Annotated in this window: 17 protein-coding genes; 16 read left to right on the plus strand and 1 reads right to left on the minus strand. The window is 38.4% G+C overall.

Annotated elements, in window-relative coordinates; translation table 11 throughout:
- Window positions 1-600 precede the first annotated feature (600 nt).
- The 16 genes from MT390_RS01650 (at window position 601) to MT390_RS01725 (ending at window position 19,713) form a co-directional block, all read left to right on the plus strand.
- Complete coding sequence (locus MT390_RS01650) at window positions 601-1,932, plus strand: PqiA/YebS family transporter subunit (RefSeq protein WP_499439496.1); 1,332 nt, start codon at window positions 601-603, stop codon at window positions 1,930-1,932.
- Complete coding sequence (gene pqiB, locus MT390_RS01655; RefSeq protein WP_499439220.1) at window positions 1,922-3,571, plus strand: intermembrane transport protein PqiB; 1,650 nt, start codon at window positions 1,922-1,924, stop codon at window positions 3,569-3,571. The genes MT390_RS01650 and pqiB overlap by 11 nt, the downstream gene beginning before the upstream one ends.
- Window positions 3,571-4,131, plus strand: coding sequence for a PqiC family protein (locus MT390_RS01660; RefSeq protein ID WP_499439222.1), 561 nt, complete (start codon window positions 3,571-3,573; stop codon window positions 4,129-4,131). Before pqiB ends, MT390_RS01660 begins: the two co-directional genes overlap by 1 nt.
- A gap of 431 nt (window positions 4,132-4,562) precedes the next feature.
- Window positions 4,563-5,501, plus strand: coding sequence for a LysR substrate-binding domain-containing protein (locus MT390_RS01665; protein WP_499439224.1), 939 nt, complete (start codon window positions 4,563-4,565; stop codon window positions 5,499-5,501).
- Between the two features lie 317 nt (window positions 5,502-5,818).
- The gene (locus MT390_RS01670; RefSeq protein WP_499439226.1) at window positions 5,819-7,798 is read left to right on the plus strand and encodes a TonB-dependent receptor domain-containing protein; all 1,980 of its coding nucleotides are present in this window, start codon (window positions 5,819-5,821) and stop codon (window positions 7,796-7,798) included.
- 109 nt (window positions 7,799-7,907) lie between these two features.
- Complete coding sequence (locus tag MT390_RS01675) at window positions 7,908-8,828, plus strand: siderophore ABC transporter substrate-binding protein (protein ID WP_166368636.1); 921 nt, start codon at window positions 7,908-7,910, stop codon at window positions 8,826-8,828.
- A 72-nt stretch (window positions 8,829-8,900) separates the two neighbouring features.
- Window positions 8,901-9,857: an ABC transporter permease gene (locus MT390_RS01680; protein ID WP_166368638.1), complete on the plus strand. Its 957-nt coding sequence runs from the start codon at window positions 8,901-8,903 to the stop codon at window positions 9,855-9,857.
- Window positions 9,850-10,800 carry an iron chelate uptake ABC transporter family permease subunit gene (locus MT390_RS01685; RefSeq protein ID WP_499439228.1) on the plus strand — a complete coding sequence of 317 codons (951 nt, stop codon included), beginning with the start codon at window positions 9,850-9,852 and terminating at the stop codon, window positions 10,798-10,800. Before MT390_RS01680 ends, MT390_RS01685 begins: the two co-directional genes overlap by 8 nt.
- Before the next feature lie 11 nt (window positions 10,801-10,811).
- The gene (locus tag MT390_RS01690) at window positions 10,812-11,570 is read left to right on the plus strand and encodes an iron ABC transporter ATP-binding protein (RefSeq protein ID WP_499439230.1); all 759 of its coding nucleotides are present in this window, start codon (window positions 10,812-10,814) and stop codon (window positions 11,568-11,570) included.
- A 558-nt stretch (window positions 11,571-12,128) separates the two neighbouring features.
- Window positions 12,129-12,863: a ribonuclease activity regulator RraA gene (locus MT390_RS01695; protein WP_166368644.1), complete on the plus strand. Its 735-nt coding sequence runs from the start codon at window positions 12,129-12,131 to the stop codon at window positions 12,861-12,863.
- A gap of 123 nt (window positions 12,864-12,986) precedes the next feature.
- Window positions 12,987-13,952 (plus strand): Bug family tripartite tricarboxylate transporter substrate binding protein, encoded by a 966-nt coding sequence (locus MT390_RS01700; protein WP_166368646.1) that lies wholly within the window; start codon window positions 12,987-12,989, stop codon window positions 13,950-13,952.
- A gap of 51 nt (window positions 13,953-14,003) precedes the next feature.
- Window positions 14,004-14,486, plus strand: a complete 483-nt coding sequence (locus MT390_RS01705) for a tripartite tricarboxylate transporter TctB family protein (protein ID WP_299663853.1) — start codon at window positions 14,004-14,006, stop codon at window positions 14,484-14,486.
- Window positions 14,487-14,489: 3 nt separating this feature from the next.
- Window positions 14,490-16,001 carry a tripartite tricarboxylate transporter permease gene (locus MT390_RS01710; protein ID WP_166368650.1) on the plus strand — a complete coding sequence of 504 codons (1,512 nt, stop codon included), beginning with the start codon at window positions 14,490-14,492 and terminating at the stop codon, window positions 15,999-16,001.
- A 64-nt stretch (window positions 16,002-16,065) separates the two neighbouring features.
- Window positions 16,066-17,643, plus strand: coding sequence for an aldehyde dehydrogenase (NADP(+)) (locus MT390_RS01715; protein WP_499439233.1), 1,578 nt, complete (start codon window positions 16,066-16,068; stop codon window positions 17,641-17,643).
- Between the two features lie 96 nt (window positions 17,644-17,739).
- Window positions 17,740-18,681 carry a 2-hydroxyacid dehydrogenase gene (locus MT390_RS01720; RefSeq protein WP_166368654.1) on the plus strand — a complete coding sequence of 314 codons (942 nt, stop codon included), beginning with the start codon at window positions 17,740-17,742 and terminating at the stop codon, window positions 18,679-18,681.
- A gap of 321 nt (window positions 18,682-19,002) precedes the next feature.
- Window positions 19,003-19,713 carry a FadR/GntR family transcriptional regulator gene (locus tag MT390_RS01725; RefSeq protein WP_166368656.1) on the plus strand — a complete coding sequence of 237 codons (711 nt, stop codon included), beginning with the start codon at window positions 19,003-19,005 and terminating at the stop codon, window positions 19,711-19,713.
- Between the two features lie 355 nt (window positions 19,714-20,068).
- Here the strand turns inward: MT390_RS01725 and MT390_RS01730 are convergent, their stop codons facing one another.
- Window positions 20,069-21,022 (minus strand): NADPH:quinone reductase, encoded by a 954-nt coding sequence (locus tag MT390_RS01730; RefSeq protein WP_499439235.1) that lies wholly within the window; start codon window positions 21,020-21,022, stop codon window positions 20,069-20,071.
- Window positions 21,023-21,166 lie beyond the last annotated feature (144 nt).

Genomic DNA, 21,166 nt, shown 5'->3' on the forward strand with positions numbered 1-21,166 from the left:
ATATAATAGCACCCTTCACGATAGTGTCTCTTTTATAAAGGACGGATTGAGAGGCAGGTCACTTTCAAAAATTGCATAATGAGATCCAGATAACGTTAAAAATGATTGCGTAAACATAAGTGATTGATATGTGAAATTACAGCGCAAAAAGAGATAAATTATCGATTACCTCTTAATTGTTACTTTCATCGCGAGAAAGTGCTTTTATGAGGAAAAAACACGATTTCATGTTTTTGAGAACATAACTTAATATTGTTGAGGACATGAATTAATATTCTTGAAAATATAATTTAATATGGTTGAAGGCACAGCTTAATGTTATTGAAAATATAATGCAGCTAATTGGTAGGATTAACGCTAAATACAATAGTTCTGTTATTATGTTGCTTAGATCTTCACCTTTATGTCTATAATCTGTTCACCTCACGTCTTACTGACTTTTACACCTTAGAGGGTGATGGGGATATACCCACCAGCAGTTTTAAATTAACCAGTACCAGTTTCAAATTAACCATTAGCAATTTTAAATTAGCCAATAGAAAAATAAGTGAGCCCATCAATAACGTGACAATAAACATCAACAAGACACCAGTTAATTTAATGATCCCTTGTGATGAATGCGGGTTAGTTGTAGCTGTGCCTAAATTACACCAAGCGCAGAAAGCACACTGCCCAAGATGCGCGCACATGCTGACACAAACTATCGCTAAACCTCATCAAACAGCGATCGCCTATGCATCGGCCTGTTTGCTAATGATGATCCTCAGTGTTAGTTTCCCATTTATGTCATTTTCAGTGCAGGGATTAACGCAACAAATAACCCTGCTTCATGCTGTGCAAATGCTCGATCAATTTCAAAATTCATTACTCGCCTTGTTGTTATTGGCCACTGTGATTGTATTACCGACCCTGTACATCAGTTCAATGCTGTATCTGTATTTTATGGCGGCCAAAAATAAGCCGAACCTCGTTGTAAAATCATCGCAAAAGCATATTAAGCGACTCTGTAAACTGTTACTAAAAATAGAGCCGTGGTTGATGGTTGATGTATTTTTATTGGGTGTATTAGTCAGCCTTATAAAAATTTCGTCACTGGCAGATATTAGCCTCGGTTATTCATTTTTTGCATTTTGCATCTATACCGTATTGGTTGTTAAGTGCGTTTCTTTAGTTGATAAAAGTTGGCTCTGGGAACAATTTATTCCTTCGATACAGTTCAAAAAAGATTATCAAGGTGATACTCATCATTCCAACACCCATCTTAACTGCCATGTATGCCACCAAATAAATCCTCAACCGATAACCAATAATCAAACCTGCATTCGTTGTGACAGCCCAATACATCCCTTTAATATGCACGCAAACTTGCAAAAGGTATGGGCACTATTATTCACAGCTATTATTTTTTATTTACCCGCGAACCTATACCCGATAATGTACACAGTCAGCCTAGGTTCAAGCAGTCCCTCGACTATTATGGAAGGTGTGATTGTATTGTGGCAATTAGGCTCCTACCCAATTGCAGCCGTTATTTTCATTGCTAGTGTCTTTATCCCCTTAGTAAAAATATTTGCCCTGTGTTGGCTTTTCATCAGCGCAAAAAAGATGCACACTTTGTCTAATAAAGATGCAATTCAAAAACTAAAGGTGTATCGAATAACTGAGTTTATTGGTCGCTGGTCGATGATAGATATTTTTGTAGTAGCTATATTAGTTGCACTTGTGCAATTACAAAGTTTAATGGCAATCTACCCCGGACCCGCTGCACTTTCATTTGCGATTGTGGTTATATTTACCATGTTATCGGCGATGTTATTTGATTCAAGAATGCTTTGGCCTGATAGCAGCAATAAAAACCTAGAAATACACAGTGAAATAAAAGGTTCCTCTCACTTAACCAATGATACAAAAGAGATAAAACATGACGAGTAATAGTACTCAGACAGAAGCTAATATAAAGAAACAAAACTCAATATCAGCGATATGGATTGTGCCAATAGTTGCTCTGGTCATTGCCCTATGGATGCTATTTCAATTTATTAATAATAAAGGCCCTGAAATCACTATTATCATGCCCACTGCAGAAGGCATTAATATTGGGAAAACAGAGATAAAATCCTTAAATGTAAAAGTAGGTATGGTTACCGATATCACGCTCAGTGAAAACTATGATCATATAAAAATCAAAGCGCAAATGAATAAAGATACCGAGCGAATGCTTAATGATAAAACACAATTTTGGGTGGTCAAACCAAGGGTTGGCAGTGCAGGCATTTCAGGTTTAGAGACGATCTTATCCGGTGCTTATATTCAGATTCAGCCCGGCGAATCCACCACAAAAAAACTCGATTTCACTGCGTTAGAGTTACCTCCTATTACTCCTCTTAGCAGTAAAGGAGTACGCGTTTTATTAAGTCATGATAAAGCAGGAAAGCTAAATATAGGGGATCCAGTCAGCTATCAAGGTTTTACCGTCGGGCGCGTAGAAAAAACATCTTTTGATTTAGCAGAAAAAAAAGCACTGTATCAACTGTTCATTTTTGAACCCTATGATGGTTTACTTCTTTCCGGCTCACAGTTTTGGCTCACCTCAGGTATTGATGTAAAACTGAATGCCGATGGTTTTAATGTGCAAGTCGACTCGTTACAAAGCCTACTATCCGGAGGGGTGACTTTTGGTATTCCTGCGGGAGAAGATGTTGGACAACCCTTTGACGATGAATTAGTTAAACTGCCTCTCTTTGATAATTATGAACAAGTTAAAGAAGGACTTTATAAACAATACGTTAAGTTTATTATGGAATTTGATGAAAGCATTCGAGGTTTGACTGCAGGTGCTCCCGTAGAGTATCGAGGTATACGTATCGGCACCGTATTAGAAGCGCCCTATGATGTCGCCTTTTCTGAAAATAATGCATCATCAAACAAAATTCAGATTTTAGTAAAACTCGAACTAGGTAGGCTGTTTGATAAAGGTAGCAACATTTCTTTAAATACGTTCCAACAAGCCTTTGAGCAACACTTTAAAAATGGCTTAAAAGGGAAGCTAGAGACAGGCAATTTATTAACCGGTGCTTTATTTGTTGATACTGAATTTGATGCACCTGAGCCAAACTTCAAGATGACAGAAGTTGGTAAATACAATGTGTTTCCAACAAAAAAAGGCGAATTTGCAATGGTTCAACAGCAGCTTTCATCATTATTTAACAAGGTCAATGATCTACCTTTAAATGATGCCGTCGAGTCAATGGCACGATCAATGAATTCTTTAGATAAAGCCTTAGTATCAGCCAATACTACCATCAAAAACTTAAATGGCTTGGTTTCTGAAGAAGCAACTCAAAACCTACCGGCAGATATTCAAACTAGTTTAAAACAGCTACAAAAAACATTAGATGGGTTCAGTCCGAACTCAGTAATGTACAATGATTTAGAGCAAACAATGAAAAAGTTTGAGCAAGTCATGTCTGAATTACAACCTGTTTTGAAACAAATTAATGATAAACCAAATTCACTTATATTTGGCACAGGCACCGTACAAGATCCGATCCCAGCGAAGAGAGTAAATTAATGAAAATATGGCTTACGTTATTCACCCTCTTTATCGCGGGGTGCAGCAATACTGCAATACAACAAGATTCATTGTTTTTACTACCAGTGAATAGCACTGCAGTCGTCACCTCTAAAAGTGCACCGATTGTAGTAGTTAAAACAAATTTGGATGAGTATTTAGATCAAGTTGGTTTAGTGTATAGGGTCTCTGATACCGAAGTAATATTAGCCAAACATAATCGCTGGGCACAAAAAATATCCACGCAAATTAATCAACAAATGATACTTAATCTACGGGCAAAACAAAGCGCTTACTGGCCAGTGCAATTAAACGCAGCAATGGTTTTGAATAATCAACCGCAATTACACCTCTCTCTCTCTAGATTCAATGGCGTATATACCGGTAATGCTGAATTAAGTGGCGAGTGGTTACTGATTGATTCACAGGGTAAGGTTATTCAAAGTGACAATTTCGAAATAATCAAACCGCTAAAAAGTGAAGGTTATCAACAATTGGTGATGGCACTTGCAGAAGGTTTAGATGAATTGGCATCACAGATTGCGCAGCAAGTGAATTAATAGCTCACTGTTATAAGTTCACAGGGGCTCCAAAGTAACATAACCATCAAATATTCAAAGCCAGTGATTATTGGCTGTCATTGTTAACCACTCACCACCCTATAGCGTAGATTATCGATAGTTTCATGGATAATGCCCGACACATTCGACAAACCCTAATGATAATAGTAATGATAACTTTTACTATTTAAAAGTTAAAAGTAAGTCGCTATAATCGATACTAATCCCATTAAGTATGCGACCAATATTGGGCATAGATTACGTCAAAGAATAATTTTCTTTACAAAATTTTTGTCCTAAGTAGTTAAGTATTTCAAGCAACTGGAATAAAAAGTTGAGTCGTAAAATGGGTATAGGTTATAGGTGCCGTTTTAATTATTTATCAATCAACTAATCACACTAACTAAGTGAACTATCAATCTAAGCGAACTATGAATTTAAACCAAGTCGACCTCAACTTACTGTTGCTTTTAAAACAGCTTCTTCAGGAAAAACACGTCACTAATACGGCATTAACACTCAATATGAGTCAATCGTCGGTGAGTCGAGCATTGCATAAACTGCGTAAGCTGTTCTCTGATCCATTATTAGTAAAATCCAGTAACGGTTATGCATTAACACCTAAGGCAGAAACCATTAAACGTGATTTAAATACGGTGCTTACTAGCTTAGAAAAGTTGATCGATGGCAATGAGTTTTTCCCATCAAGCAGTGATAAAACTATTCGTATTTTTGGACTAGCTCCGCAAATGGATATATTGCTACCGAAATTAGTTAATATACTGAGAGATAGAGCTCCACAGATGACGCTCGATGTAGATACGGTATCCAAACCACACTTTACAGGCCTGATTTCCGGTGCGCATCATTTTATTATTACTAGCCAAGAGCCACCCGCTGCTGACCAAGACTTATATCGTCAACATTATTTAGAACGTGACTTTCGTTTAATTATGTCTGCTAACCATCCCTTAGCAGATGCCCCTCTTGATGCAGAAAAATTACGCAATTGCCAATTTGGACAAGTTTCACTACAGGGAGACAAAAAATTATCCATTGAACCACGCTTTAAAGCCTTAGGTATAACAGGTGACAATGGCAAAATAGCGACCCCTGTACGTCTTAATAATTTCTCATCTGCTGCTTCCATTGCGGCCAACTCAGATATTATTTTTCACCTTCCAACGGACTACGCCCTACAGGCAGCAAAGTCGCACAACATAGTTTGTAGAGAGGTGCCAACAAACCTACAGCACCCTACCAAGCGACTCTATTTATACTGGCACAAACGTTATCATCAAGATCCTATGTGTGTGTGGTTTCGTTCAATCATTACCGAGATTAGCAATCTAGAAAATAAGTACTTATAAAACAATTTTTTAGTGGAAAAATTATTCACAAACTAAAAACTAAGCGACGATTATTCAGAAGATCCATGCCACTGTAAGCTTGATAATTTAAATTAGTCCATAGTTCCAAAGTGACATAACGACCATTAACTAAGTGAAAAATCGAGCACTCACTAAGTGACATAAGGACCATTCATAAGCTGCATAATAGCTATCCAGAAAATGAATATGAGAATGATTGCTTTTAACATCACCATCAAGTCTAATGATAACCATTATCACAAAGGCAATGTTAAACCGACTTATTACTCATCATTATTTCAGGACGAGATAGAAAAATGAAAAAATCTGCACCATTTCAACGTAAACGCATCGCAATAATTATTAGCTCATTATGTTCAAGTTTAGCCTTTTCTGTACAAGCAGAAGAACCAAAGGTGAGTACTTACGAAACGGTTGAGGTGTGGGGAACACAAATCAATAATGATAGCTCGCTATTAAGTAATGATATTGAATCTAAGCAGGCAGATCATCTCAGTGACTTGTTACGTGACCAACCGGGTATCGATGTGGGTGGTTCACATGCACTTAATCAATCGATTAATATTCGTGGTGTTACCGAGTCTGACTTAAATATTACGATCGATGGTGTTGATCAAAGTAACAACGTATTTCACCATGTTGGTAACCTATTAATTAATCCAGATATTATTAAAGCGGTTGACCTGAAATTAGGTAGCAACTCTATTATTAACAGTGGTCTTGGTGGGGGGGTTGCCTTTGAAACCAAAGATGCTGATGACCTATTAAAAGACGGCCAAAAGTTAGGAGCAAGAGTTTACGGTGGTTATGCAGATAACGATTACTACACCTACTCTGGCACTGTCTACTCTCGTTTAAATGACCACTTTGATATGCTCGCTTATTACAGCGCGATAGATCGTAACAACCCTGATGACGGTGATGGCGTAGAACAAGTGGGTCAAGAAGGAAAAATGCAAAATGTTCTGCTTAAAGCAGGTTTTGATATTAATGATTCAAATCGTTTAGAGCTAAGTTACGATTATTATAATGATGATGGCGATTACACTATTAAATCTAATTTAGGCGCTGGTTACAGCCATGATAATTTGATTTATCCGATTGAATATACACGTGAATCAATTGCATTAAATTATGAATTATCGCTAACCAATACAGAAGTGCACTCTACTCTGTACAGCAACGAAATGAATTACAACCCAGATCGCCGCGATTACGGTAGTACAAACGACGAAGGGATCACCAATAACATTGGCTTTAAAGTATTAGCAGAAACTTATCTTGAAACCGCAAGTATTGAACATACTGCTCGCTACGGTGTTGAAGGCCAGCAACAAGAGTCAGAGAAAAAAGTTAATAGCAATCGTTCGGGTGAGAAAGAATCAATCGATAGCTATGCAGTTTATGTTGAAGACGAAGTACAGTTAACTGAAAAATTATCTGTCACACCGGGTGTGCGTTACGATCATCATGCCATGGATGCTAACTCTTCTAACGATACTTTCAAAGAAACCAGCTTTGCATTAGCAGCTAAATACCTGATTAATGATCAATGGACTGCACGTGCTAGTGCCACTGAATTATTCCAAGGCCCTTCATTACCAGGTTCATTCCTAAGTGCTCCAGAAGTTATCAACGAAGACTTAAAAGCTGAGACAGGTGTTAACTATGAGTTAGGTTTATCATTTGAACAGCAAAACTTAGCAGGATTAGATAGCGTCGGTTTCTCTGTAAGTGTATTTGAAACCAATATCGATGATTACATTGATAACTCAACAACGGGTAAAACAGGCCTTGAAAACTTAGGTGACGTACAAATCCGTGGTGTGGAGTCTTCAATTAACATGCGTCAAGGTGAGTTTACAAGTCGCTTAACTTACGCTCATTCTGATTCTAAATATACCTCAATCAATGCCAATGCAACGGGTGCGCCGACTAAAGGTCAAGCCTTAACTAATGAAGTGGGTGATAGCTTCTCTTTAAACCTAGGTTATGCCATCCCAGCATTAGATGTATCACTTAATTGGACCAGTATGTTGACCTTAGATTTGCATAAAGATGTTGACGCTGATGTCGCTAAAGAAGGTTACGACGTACATGACCTATCTATTCAGTGGACTCCAAAACAAGTGGAAGATTTAACCATTACCGCTGGGCTTGAGAATATCTTTGATGAAACTTATGCGTCACATGCTTCATACAATAATTCAATTAATGGTTACACCGATTTTGAACCAGGTAGAACAGTGAAATTAACTGCATCTTACCTCTTTTAATTGAAAAAATGGTCTCGATAACTTTGCAACCATTATAGTAAATACAACCCAGTTTAATCACTGGGTTGTATTCGTAATAGCTCCACACTAAAGAATAGGAATAAAGAACATGACCTTTGCTAAAAATGTTTTTCACGGATTATTAAAAGTAATACTGTTAGTGGTTGTGACCAGCCCTGCTTTTGCTACCACTTATGAACACAGCCTAGGAACCGTAGAGATAAATGGAGTGCCAAAACGAGTAGTTGTATTAGGATTCGGTAGCTTAGACTTTGTGGATGCACTCGGTGTTACCCCTATCGCGATGCCAAAAAGCCTACTGCCAACCACACTAGAAAAATACAAAGCAGATAAGTATGTCGACACAGGCACGTTGCAAGAAGTTAACTATGAGACTCTGTTTACGCTAAAGCCTGATTTGATTATCGCTGAAGGACGAATGGCTAAGCTTTATCCTGACCTTGCAGCGATTGCACCTACTTACCTATTTCAGGTAGAAGCTAAACACTACTGGGAGTCAACGCAAAAACATTGGCTTAACCTAAGTAAAATATTAGGAAAAGAAGAAAAAGGTGCGCAACTTATCGCCGATATACAAAATCGTATTGATAAAATAAAACAAAAAACGCAACGTACTCCTTTAAAAGTCCTCACCGCTATGAGTAATGGTAGTAATATCACTTCATTTAGCCCAACCAGTCGATTTTCATTTATTTATGATGACGCTGGCTTTATGCCATCAACTTCTACCAATGTCGCTTCAAAAAATCATACTCACGGTAACTTAATTTCCTTCGAATATATTGCAGATGCTCAGCCAGATGTACTGTTAATACTGGATCGAGACCAAGCTATTGGCAAAGCAAGTGGCCAAGCACAACAACTATTTAATAACGCATTGGTGAATTCAATCCCTGCTGCAAAAAATGGCCGTATCATCTACCTTGATACTACAGCTTGGTACTTAGCGGGAGGTGGTTATCGATCAATTAAACAGATGATACTCGACCTTAATAATGCCATCCGTTAACAATTAAAATATGAACGGCTTGATAGGTTTGCTTAAACTCGCAACCTTTCAAGCTCTTCAATGTAGATAATAATGAAGTTTACCCACTTTCTCGCTATTGCCATTTTACTGGCTCTTACCTGCGCATCACTAATGGTCGGCGTTGCTGATTTTTCATTGAGTGATATATTCCATGCGGATCCACACGCTCTTAGTATATTAACAACCAGCCGCTTACCACGATTATTAGCAATTATGTTAGCCGGAGCAGGGTTAAGTATTGCAGGTTTGATCATGCAGCAGATTGTACAAAATCGATTTGCAGCACCTTCCACAACCGGCACCATAGATTGGGCAATGTTTGGTTACATGGTCGCATTGGTTGCATTTGCAGAGATGAGTAGTTGGGTTCATTTATTAATTATTTTTGCATTCTCAGTGTTTGGCACCATCTTGTTCATACATTTTTTACAACGCTTGAAGTTTAAGAGTACGGTGATGGTGCCCTTAATTGGCATTATGTACGGCAATGTTGTTTCTTCCATGACTACCTTTATCGCCTACAAATACGACTTAGTTCAATCTTTAAATTCATGGACAGTGGCCAATTTTGCTTCTGTATTACGCGGTAACTATGAATTCCTTTATATCGCCCTACCTGTTGCCGTCTTAGCCTATTTTTATGCAAATAAATTCAGCGCTGCCAGCGTCGGTGAAAGCTTTGCAAAAAATATAGGGTTAAATTACCAGCGTATCATCATGATTGGCGTTATTTTAGTGGCACTGCTTTCTTCTTCAGTGGTAATGATTGTAGGTATGATCCCGTTTTTAGGGTTAATTGTGCCTAACATCGTTTCGCTATTTATTGGTGACAATATGCGTCGTAACCTGCCCTGGACTGCTTACGTTGGTGTGGTGCTTGTACTGAGTTGTGATATTTTAGGCCGCCTGATTATTTTCCCTTATGAAATCCCTATCTCGATGATCATTAGCCTTTTAGGTGGTGCTGTGTTTATTTATCTGATCCTACGGGACAAGTCTAATGCGTGATCCTATTAAGCTATTCATTGTCGGCGCTATCGCATTTATCATTTGCGCACTTTTTTTAGGTAAAGGGCTGACCGTTGATAATTATCAGTTTTTCTTATCACGCCGGATCCCAAAAGTATTGGCCATTATTTTATCAGCAATGGCGATTGCCTCTTCATCTCTGATTTTTCAAACCGTCACCAATAATCGAATCCTTACCCCTTCGATACTGGGGTTTGATTCCTTGTATGTCATGATCCAAGTGTTATTAGTGGCTGTATTCGGTGGTTTTAGTGCAGTTGTCATTGATAGTGAAATGAACTTTTTACTATCAACTAGCATCATGATATTTTGCTCGATGGTCTTATTTCATTTTTATTTTAAAAGCCGACAACGCAACATATTCACCCTGTTATTAATTGGCGTAGTACTCAGCAGTCTGTTCAATAGTGCGACTGGATTCTTTACCATGGTCATTGATCCCGATGAATTTACCTATATTCAAGATTCAATGTTTGCCAGCTTTAATAATATTAATGCAGAGTTAGTTTACTGGTGTGTAGTGCCACTTTTACTGTGTTTTGCTTATCTAATGAAACTCGCTAATAAACTAGATGTCATGTGGTTAGGCATTGATAACGCAACTAGCTTAGGGGTGAATACACAGAAGTTAACCATGCATATCATGTTTGTTATCACTTTAATGGTTTCAATTTCTACTGCATTGATCGGCCCAGTTTTATTTTTGGGCTTAATTGTAGTGGCATTAACACGACAATTATTTCGGACTTATCAACATCGATTTCTACTACTCGCAAGCGCTCTAGTCTCTATTGTGATGCTTGCTGGCGGACAATGGATGGTTGAAAACTTATTTAATTTTAATACCACTATTAGTGTCATTATTAACTTCCTCGGTGGTGGTTATTTCCTATTTTTATTAATGAAACATAAATTTGATTAAGGTCTAGTCTCGTGATCACAGTTAGCGGATTAAGTAAAAAATATAACGATAAATACGTTGTAAGCAATGTCGATGCCCTTTTCCCTCTGGGTAAAGTGACCAGTATTATTGGCCCTAATGGCGCAGGTAAAAGCACCCTATTATCAATGGTTAGCCGTTTAACAGAAAGTGATGCAGGACAAGTCATGATTGCGGACAAACCATTAAATCAATGGGACAGTGCAAGTTTAGCAAAGCGATTATCGGTATTAAGACAATCTAATAATATTAATATGCGCTTCACTGTACGTGAGCTAGTTGCATTTGGCCGTTTTCCTTATTCGCAGGGCAGACTCACAAAAGAAGATAATAGCTTCATTGACCGAGCAATGATTAATTTGGACATTACTCACTTGCAGGATCGCTATATTGATCAATTATCCGGCGGGCAACGACAAATGGCCTTTATCGCTATGGTTGTCGCACAGGATACTGATTATGTTTTTCTTGATGAGCCCTTGAATAATCTTGATATCAAACACTCGGTAGATATCATGAAAACACTAAAGAAATTAGCAAAAAAACACCATAAAGCAGTGGTCATAGTGATCCATGATATTAATTTTGCATCTTGTTATTCCGATAATATTATCGCCATGAAACAGGGACAACTCATTAAAAGTGGTACCGTGTCAGAAGTCATTCAAGAACAGGTACTCAGCGAGATCTATGAAATTCCCTTTAAAGTACAGGAAGTAGAAGGTAACCGTATTTCGCTTTATTATAGTTAAGTATTTTTTAAGGCAGAAAAACGATTAAAAATGCTTATCTATTTCAACAAATGTCTACGCCTACCTAATAACATAAATTTAAATCAATGATTTTCAAGAACCAATAATTGAATAAAAGCAGCAATTACTATTACAGCTTTTATTTAGTTATTGGTCGATCTCACCCTCGATATATTCAAAAAGTACAATAATTTTCACCAGCAATATGAATGCGAATAGTCGATTAATATAATATTCCCCCTCAAAATAGTTGTAATAATGTGTAAAAACAATAAAACAACAAAATTCCTAATATAGAAATTTATTATCTATCCTTAAATTTCACTCTAAAAATAAATATATTTAAAATCAATACATTAAATAAAATAAAAACAATTATCATTATGAATAATCGCTTAGAAATAAGGATAAAAGGCAAACATGCGCAATATCTCATTATTTAAGAAAGTGAGATATCGCGCCTAAATTAGTAAATATTAGTAATAATTAGTTTGAATTGTTGTTTTTTTAGTCATATCTTATTAATGGTCAAACGTCATATACACAAGGGGATTATTAATGAGTAATGTAACTAGTATTCAAGAATTAGATGAACAAGTAATAAACAGATTTCGTAAAGTTTCTACCGCTACTTTACATACCGCTCTTTTTAAAAGAGGGTTCCGTAATACCTTCATCCAGAATGTCAGCCGAGTTAACAAAAAGAAAGTAAAAATGGTTGGGCAAGCATACACATTGCGTTACATACCAGCTCGCGAAGACCTTGATACGGTTGCCGCTTTCAAAGATCCGCAACATCCACAAAGGGTCGCAGTAGAAACCGTGCCAGAGGGCATGATCCTCGTTTCAGACTGCCGCCAAGATGCCTCAGCAGCAAGTGCAGGCAGTATTTTATTAGCTCGATTAGAATTTAGAAAGTGTGGTGGTTTTGTATCGGATGCTGGTATTCGCGATTTTGATGATTCATCAAATATGGACTTACCTATTTTTTGTGCCAAACCTAGTGCCCCTACCAATTTAACCAAGCACCACGGTGTTGAACTTCAAGTACCTATCGGTTGTGGCAGTGTTGCTGTTTACCCTGGTGACGTATTAGTCGGCGATGGTGATGGTGTAATGGTTATTCCACTTGAAATTGCTGAAGAAATATCACTTGAAGCAGCTGCGATGGAACGTTTTGAAGCCTATGTGATTGCTAAAGTACGCACTGGCAGCAAAGTCATTGGCCTTTATCCACCAACAGACAAAGTATTAGAAGAATATAACCAAGCAAAATTAGCTGAGGCTAATTAATTCAAACAAGCTTTTCATTTATTAGTACAAACAGTGACCAATATTAAACCGAGTGAATAGTTTATTTAAACATTTCACTTATTGTTTGATTATCAACCGTTTTATAAAAAAAGGAAAATAGTTATGTTATACAAAGGATTAAAAAACAAACTTATGTGCGCATTGGGAGCTTGTATTCTTAGCTCTTCAGTCATAGCAGCAGATTTCCCATCACGAGATATTCGTCTCATTGTTCCATGGGCAGCAGGTGGTGGCGCAGATGGCATTTCACGTAAAATTAGTAATATTGCTGAGCAAGAATTACCTAAATCAATTTATGTTGAAAATATCAATGGAGCCGTTACCGCAACCGGTTTAATGCAAATGACGCGAGCACGTCCAGATGGTCAAACAATTGGTATTTTAACCTATGACAGTGTGATCACTTTGCCACGTGGAAAAATGGTACCCGGTTACTCTCTGGATAAAATGTCACTGATTGCACGCATCACAAAAGAAGCTGATTCCATTGTTGTTTCTAAACAGTCCGGTTTTAACAGCTTTGAAGAGTTGATTGCGGCGGCAAAAGCCAAACCAAATACAGTACGAATTGGTGTTGCTCCAAAGGGTTCAGGTCCTTACTTAGCGGTACATCGCTTAGAAAAACTCACCGGTGTTAAGTTTAACGTTATTACTTACCCTGGTTCATCAAGTGCAGAAACAGAAGCATTATTATCAGGTGAGCTTGATGGTGCAATTTCAAGTTTAGGTGATTTCAGCGGCATCATTGAATCAGGTGACGCTAAAGGAGTTATTGAATTAGCCTCTGAGCAGAATCCATCTTTCCCAGATGTCCCACCAATCAGTACCCTCGGTTATGAACTAGAAACAGGTAGCTTTATATTATTAGCCGCGCCCAAAGGAACGCCTAAAGACACCATTGCTATTATTGAAAATTCATTCAAAAAAGCTTACGACAGCACTGAATTTCAAGAGTGGATAATGAAAGTGGGTGTTACACCTAGCTGGTTAGGATCTAAAGATGTGCAAGCCTGGATTGACGAACTTCAATCTAGCACGTTCAAAGAGATGGATGCATTAGGTCTATAAGGACTTAGTAATATACGCCTCACGTAAATACGAGGCGTAAATGGAGGGGTTATGCTTTTAAACAAGAATGTAGTATTTCATTTTTTACTTTTTTTTCTATCAGTCGGATATTTTGTCATTGCGATCAATTTAGGGGCTCCATTTGTTAATAATGGATTGCAGCCATCCTCTTTTCCTTTACTGATTGGTCTTTTTGCGATGATGTTCAGTTCAATTTTGCTGTATAGAGAAGTGAAATTAATGAAAAGTAAGGCTTCTTCTTTAGAAGACGACACTCAAACAGATAATGCTTTATCAGGGAAAGGCCGATTTGCACCACTTGCGGTGATGTTATCAATCTTTTTATATATTTTGCTATTTTCACCTTTAGGGTACTTTTTCTCATCTATTTTGTTTGTTTTATCAATCATTATTATTTTTTCATCACTGGAAAAAGTGCTTCAAAAAATAGTGATATCAACAATTATAGTCTCCTTTGGATATCTGGTATTTGAACAGATGTTTGGTGTAAGACTTCCGACGTTATGGGGATAGACCATGGAATTTATTAATCTTGTTTTAGGTAGTTTTTCATTATTGCTGTCTCCTCAAATTCTTCTTTATGTGGTTGCAGGGTTTCTGATTGGTACTATCTTTGCCTCAATTCCAGGATTAACGGCAACACTTGCATTAGCACTTTTACTACCACTTACCTACAGCCTTGACGTATCCACTGCACTAATGGCATGTGCCAGTATTTATATGGCAGGTATGTGTGGAGGGAGTATTACAGCAACCACCATTAACATTCCAGGTGCACCTTCATCGATGATGACCGCTTTGGACGGCTACCCGATGCAATTGCAAGGCAAAGGGCCTTTAGCTTTAGGTCATGCAGCTTTTGGCTCTATGGTCGGTGGAGCATTAGGCGCAATATTACTAATTGTACTCGCCCCCTTTGTAGCTGAGGTTGCGCTATTAGTTAAAACAACGGGTAAATTTTCACTATTAGCCTTTGCAATTGTAGTCATTGTGATTGCACAGCGCGGCAAAGTAGTTAAAGCGGGTATGGCTGCCTGTATTGGTTTAATGCTAGCAACGGTCGGGTTAGATGCAATGGAGCCAATGACTCGTTTCACTTTTGGTTCTAGCGAACTCACTGCCGGTCTCGATTTAATGCCAATGATTATAGGTACATTTGCAATCAGTGAAATCCTGATCCAAGCAAAGTCCAATGGTTGTGCTGAAAAAATGGTTGAGGCATTAAAGAAAGTAACGATATCTCGTCGAGACTTTATTCCACCTTTATCTGAAATACGCAAAATAGGGGTAATGTGCTACCTAAAATCTAGCCTTATTGGATATGCAGTAGGAACATTGCCTGGCGCAGGTGGTTCAATGGGTAGTTTCCTCGCTTATGCGGAAACAGTACGTACTTCTGATGAACCTGAAACCTTTGGTAAAGGTAACCCGAAAGGCATTGTCGCATCTGAAAGTGCTAATAATGCGGTATGTGGCGGTGCATTAGTGCCCATGTTGACCTTTGGTATTCCGGGTGACCCAGTGACAGCTATTATGTTAGGTGTATTAGTGATCAATGGTATCCAACCAGGTCCACAGTTGATGGTAGGACAAGCCGAATTGATCGCGCCGATGTTAGCTTCATTACTGTTTAGTGCATTAATATTGATCCCATTAACCTTATATTTACTTGGCCCATACTTTATAAAAATAGTCGCAATCCGCAAAGACGTTTTGTACGGCATCATTGCTTTATTAGCCGTGGTAGGTAGTTACGTTGCGACGTTCTCAACATTTCAAATGATGATGTCATTAATCATAGGTATCTTAGCTTACTACTTAAGAAAACATGATTTCCCTGTCATCACTTTACTTCTTGGATTTATCCTTGGCCCCAATTTAGAAGAATTTTTAAGACGCTCATTATCATTATCAAATGGTAACCCGATGACCTTCTTTACTAATTATGACAGCCTATTTTTTGTCATTTTAACTTTGATCTTTGTGTACTTCTTAGCGATAAAGAAACCATTAAAGAAACCTTTTTAGGCTAATTCATCAATTAAATAAGGCTCTGAAGAGCTCAATATATTAAATACTTAGGAGAACAAAAATGGAATTAACTGGACGACTATTAATAGGTAAAAAAAGCGTCGCTATTGCTGAACCAGAGATTAGAGCAATTAACCCTGCGACCGGTGAGTTGTTAGAGCCAGCTTATTATTCAGGCGGTATTGCTGAGGTCAACCAAGCATGTGAATTAGCGACACAAGCCAGTATCGAATTTCGTAATACTTCTTTAGAAGAGCGCGCTGTATTTCTCGAAACAGTGGCAGAAGAAATAATGGCCATTGGTGACCCACTAATAGAACGAACAATGCTTGAAACTGGACTACCTAGAGCGCGCATTGAAGGTGAGCGTGGACGAACCTGTGGGCAATTACGTTTATTTGCTTCAGTAGTACGTGCAGGTGAATGGCTAGATTTACGTATTGACCCTGCGATGCCAGATAGACAACCATTACCTCGTCCGGACTTGCGCTTACAAAATATAGCATTAGGTCCAGTGGCGGTGTTTGGTGCAAGTAATTTCCCATTAGCATTTAGTGTTGCAGGTGGTGATACTGCTTCTGCATTTGCAGCGGGTTGCCCTGTCGTGGTCAAAGCGCACTCAGCTCACCCAGGCACCTCTGAAATGGTAGGCCGAGCGATTCAATCTGCCGTTGCTAAATGCGGTTTAGCAGAAGGTGTGTTTTCTTTATTATATGGTTCGGGAAATGAACTTGGACAAGCATTAGTAAGTGACTCACGTATCAAAGCCGTAGGTTTTACAGGGTCGCGTAGCGGAGGCCTAGCATTAATGAATATTGCGCAATCTCGTCAACAACCGATCCCTGTTTATGCAGAGATGAGCAGCATCAATCCTGTTTTCTTATTGCCTGAAGCACTTCAAGCACGCTCAACTCAGCTAGGTGAAAGCTTTATTACTTCATTGGCGATGGGTGCAGGACAATTTTGTACCAACCCTGGGCTAGTTATTGCGGTCGGTGGAAAGGCACTTGAAGATTTTTTAACAACAGCAACAAAAGCAATTAATAATGTAGCTGCCCAAACCATGTTAACACCAGGCATTCATCAAGCTTATCAACAGGGCGTAAGCGCATTAGCTAATAACAAAGCAGTCAAATCACAAGGATATGGAGTTAGCAGCGAGCAACCAAACGGCTGTCAGTCAGGGCTATTTGTCACTACTGCTGAAGATTTCTTAAAAGATGAAACACTACGTGATGAAGTATTTGGTTCAACGTCTTTAGTGGTTGAATGTAAAGATATCGAGCAAATGCTGTTAGTCGCTACTGGGCTTGAAGGGCAATTAACGGCGACGTTACAAATGGATGATTCAGATCTAGAAGTGGCTTCTGCATTATTGCCAATACTAGAAGAAAAAGCAGGTCGAGTAATGGTAAATGGTTGGCCTACAGGCGTTGAAGTTTGTCATGCAATGGTACATGGCGGCCCCTTCCCTGCAACATCAGATTCACGAAGCACTTCCGTAGGTAGTGGTGCCATTCAACGCTTTTTACGTCCAGTATGTTATCAAAACTTACCACAGGCATTGCTTCCAAAAAGCCTTCGAGATGATAATCTAAATACTACATCTCATTTATTAGACGGTAAACGTATCAATTAAAAACTTTATGGTCATACTAAAGCCTGATATTTATCAGGCTTTTATCCGTTGTATTCTATTTTAAATCAAGCATGGACCCTATCAAGGAATATATTAATGAAACCAAATATATTGGTACTTCGCGCTCTTGAAGCAAAACAAATGGCCATACTCGAGCAGAATTTCACACTACATTTTTTCAACATTACTGCCCCCGTAAAGCAATTACCTGAACAAGTTGCGGCATCCATTATCGCGATAGTCACTAGCGGTACAATTGCTTTAACTAATGAGCTTATTGATCGATTACCTGACCTTAAAATCATCTCATCATCAGGTGTGGGCTACGATGCTATTGATATTGAATTATGCAATAAACGCGGTATTAAAGTATGTAATACTCCAGGATTAATGACAAATGACACGGCTGATTTAGCCATAATGTTGATTCTTGCAACTCGTCGTAGATTAATGTTCGGTGACCAATGGCTACGCAGTAATCAATGGGCAGAAAAAGGGCCAATGCCTTTAACCTCTTCATTGTCCGGAAAGAAGCTAGGTATTGTTGGCTTAGGTCGAATAGGCCAAGCTATAGCTACTCGGGCGCAAGCAATGCAACTAGAAATTGCTTACTTCGGTCGTAATAAAAAAAACAATTGCGACTATCAATATGAAAGCCAATTAATCGACCTTGCTAATTGGGCTGACATTTTAGTCGTTTGTTGCCCTGGTGGTAAAGATACCGTCGGACTTATTAACAAACAAATACTTATTGCGCTAGGGAAACAAGGTACTTTAATTAATGTAGCAAGGGGTTCGGTAGTGGATCAGACGGCCTTAATAGAAGCGCTTGCTAACAATACCATTGATAGTGCGGGGCTAGATGTTTTCACTGAAGAGCCTTGTCGTGGTGATATTTTTAAAGGTTTACATAATGTTGTTTTATCACCACACCACGCTAGTGGAACGGTGGAAACTCGAGCGAATATGTCGCAAATGGTTGTAGATAATTTAGAAGCCTATTTTTCTGGGAAAGCTTTAATAACACCCGTTAATTAAATAAAGTTAATCCAAGATAATGATCGGAAAATAATGACCGATAAATAATGATCGGCAAATAATGTGCAGTAAACAACTGGCTACGATCAATAAATATTAATCAATACAATGATATAATTTTTATTTAAGAAAGCTAATAGCAAACACTGATGGAAACGTTAACACTATTATCGTTTGTGTTAACCATCAAGATTGCTCTGTTGCGCAGTGGAATTAGCATTACATCACAATACTATCAACACCTTAAAGGTAATTCTTAGTACTGTGCTAGAGTCAATAAAGAATAAAATAGCTTAACCGCTGGACGTTGGAAAATAACTTATGAGCAAAACTAATCACCTACCCAAAAGCCACCAACAATCATTGGGTGCGATCGTTTATGAACAAATACTGACGGCTATAATAGAAGGGGTTTATGAACTCAATACAAAACTCCCTGCAGAGACTCAATTATGTAAAGACTTTAAAGTTTCTCGCCCTATTCTTCGCGAAGCTTTAGCACGCCTTCGAGAAGATGAGTTAATTACTTCACGCCGTGGCTCAGGTAGTTATGTAATAAAAAAACCTGACAGTGATGTGTTAAAATTCTCTCCTCTTTCTAGCATTGCAGATATCCAACGCTGTTTTGAATTCCGAGCTAACTTAGAAGCTGAAGCAGCAGGATTAGCGGCAAGCAGAAGAACTAATATACAGCTTGAAGCCATTCTAGATGCCTATGAGAAAATAAATGTTGCTAACGCTTCCAGTAAACTGGCTACCGATGAAGATTTCAGTTTTCATTATGCAATTATCGATGCAGCCAATAACTATTTTTATAGTACCGTTCTGAAATCATTGGAAAAAAGTGTCAAAGAAGGAATCAATATCACCAGAAACTTATCGTTACGCCACCCTCCTTCTCGATTAGAGCTTGTACAACAAGAACACCTAGCAATTGTAGATGCAATAAAAGCAGGGGATGCAATAGCAGCAAGAGACGCAATGAAGAGCCATCTTAATAATGCGCGTACTCGTATGTTTGATGGAGTTTAAGGAGAGGATTTAAGGGGTAGCTTTTGAATTCTCTCATCAACAGTATTTTATAGGCTGTGCTTTTATCCATATTCTATTCTGAAGTATAAAATCAACTAGCCAAGTGACAGCAATAAGTTAAGTAACTTCAGTTCTGGATAAGTATAAAAATTTGTACTTATGATCTGAATTCAAGAAATTCAAGAAAGAAAAATGATCTGATATTACGTTTTAATCCTTAAAAACTAAGCAAGCATCATTAGTAAGCAGATCATTAATTATACAATTTCTCTTTTCTGAATAACTAAGTACATATTATGAGAATCTAGGCTAAATACTTATCTATTCAGAGTACTTAACTATTCAGAACACTTAATTACTCTTGAACGTTAATAACAATATTACCCGTTGCGCCAGAGCCCATCACTGCAATATGCGCCTCCGTTGTCTCTGCCAATTCAAAACGTTTCGCAATGACGGGGCTAATATCGCCTTTTTCAGCGGCCGTAAACAAGGCTTCATGTATTAAGGTAACTTGTTCTGGACTTGCATTTGCTAGTGCTATACCCATTACACAGGCATCTTTTGCCATCAAATCACGCGGATTGATTTCAACTTGGCCACGGCTACCAATCACCACTACCCTGCCATTAACATTGAGTAGAGGTAAATCATCACCTAGATTTTGATTAGCAAGCATTTCTAAAATAATATCGACTGCGCCTGCCTCTTTTACACTTTGGTAATGTTCAGGATCATGATGATTCACCACCAGATCTGCACCTTGCTGCTGTAATAATGCTCTGCCTTGTTCAGAACTCGCACTAGCAAAGACTTTACAACCAGCTGCTTTAGCTAACTGCAAAGCCGCTAAACCAACACCACCACTAGCGCCATGAATAAATACCGTTTCTCCTGCCTGGCAATTTGCACGAATAAACAAAGCTCGCCAAGCGGTAGCATAAGGAGTACCAAGGCAAGCACCTTGCTCAAAGCTAAGGCTATCAGCTAAAGGAAAAACTTGAGCGGGTGCTGCTAATGCAAACTGTGCGCTGGTACCTGTTTTAGAACCAGAACAATAAACGCGCTGACCAACCTTAAAACCAGTGACTTGACTCCCTAACGCAGTAATAACACCGGCGCCATCTTTGCCAGGGGTGTGAGGAAAAGTAGCGGTATAACCATTGCTTCCAGCAGCGATATAAGTGTCAACAGGGTTAACCCCTGACACTTTAACTGCAATTAAAATATCCTCATCTGTAACGCTTAAGTCAGCACATTGAGTCAATAAAAGTGGGTCGCCATGGTGATGAATTTGAATCGCTTGCATAAAATAATCCTATTGGTGCGGAATAAAGGGGGCTAATACTTAAATGAATGTTTCGAAAACAGAAAACGAGCAAAGCGCTTGGCAGTACCCGTGTCGATTTTTATCTGAAAAGTGAGTAGTAGGCGTAGGTACCTTGCACTTTAT

Origin of the sequence: Vibrio sp. 2-Bac 85 (assembly GCF_037546705.1) — a bacterium.
Lineage (GTDB): Bacteria > Pseudomonadota > Gammaproteobacteria > Enterobacterales > Psychromonadaceae > Psychromonas.

Coding starts and splice junctions, on each gene's coding strand:
- MT390_RS01650 (WP_499439496.1), top strand. CDS start 601: ATGATCCCTTGTGATGAATGCGGGTTAGTTGTAGCTGTGCCTAAATTA.
- pqiB (WP_499439220.1), top strand. CDS start 1,922: ATGACGAGTAATAGTACTCAGACAGAAGCTAATATAAAGAAACAAAAC.
- MT390_RS01660 (WP_499439222.1), top strand. CDS start 3,571: ATGAAAATATGGCTTACGTTATTCACCCTCTTTATCGCGGGGTGCAGC.
- MT390_RS01665 (WP_499439224.1), top strand. CDS start 4,563: ATGAATTTAAACCAAGTCGACCTCAACTTACTGTTGCTTTTAAAACAG.
- MT390_RS01670 (WP_499439226.1), top strand. CDS start 5,819: ATGAAAAAATCTGCACCATTTCAACGTAAACGCATCGCAATAATTATT.
- MT390_RS01675 (WP_166368636.1), top strand. CDS start 7,908: ATGACCTTTGCTAAAAATGTTTTTCACGGATTATTAAAAGTAATACTG.
- MT390_RS01680 (WP_166368638.1), top strand. CDS start 8,901: ATGAAGTTTACCCACTTTCTCGCTATTGCCATTTTACTGGCTCTTACC.
- MT390_RS01685 (WP_499439228.1), top strand. CDS start 9,850: ATGCGTGATCCTATTAAGCTATTCATTGTCGGCGCTATCGCATTTATC.
- MT390_RS01695 (WP_166368644.1), top strand. CDS start 12,129: ATGAGTAATGTAACTAGTATTCAAGAATTAGATGAACAAGTAATAAAC.
- MT390_RS01700 (WP_166368646.1), top strand. CDS start 12,987: ATGTTATACAAAGGATTAAAAAACAAACTTATGTGCGCATTGGGAGCT.
- MT390_RS01705 (WP_299663853.1), top strand. CDS start 14,004: ATGCTTTTAAACAAGAATGTAGTATTTCATTTTTTACTTTTTTTTCTA.
- MT390_RS01710 (WP_166368650.1), top strand. CDS start 14,490: ATGGAATTTATTAATCTTGTTTTAGGTAGTTTTTCATTATTGCTGTCT.
- MT390_RS01715 (WP_499439233.1), top strand. CDS start 16,066: ATGGAATTAACTGGACGACTATTAATAGGTAAAAAAAGCGTCGCTATT.
- MT390_RS01720 (WP_166368654.1), top strand. CDS start 17,740: ATGAAACCAAATATATTGGTACTTCGCGCTCTTGAAGCAAAACAAATG.
- MT390_RS01725 (WP_166368656.1), top strand. CDS start 19,003: ATGAGCAAAACTAATCACCTACCCAAAAGCCACCAACAATCATTGGGT.
- MT390_RS01730 (WP_499439235.1), bottom strand. CDS start 21,022: ATGCAAGCGATTCAAATTCATCACCATGGCGACCCACTTTTATTGACT.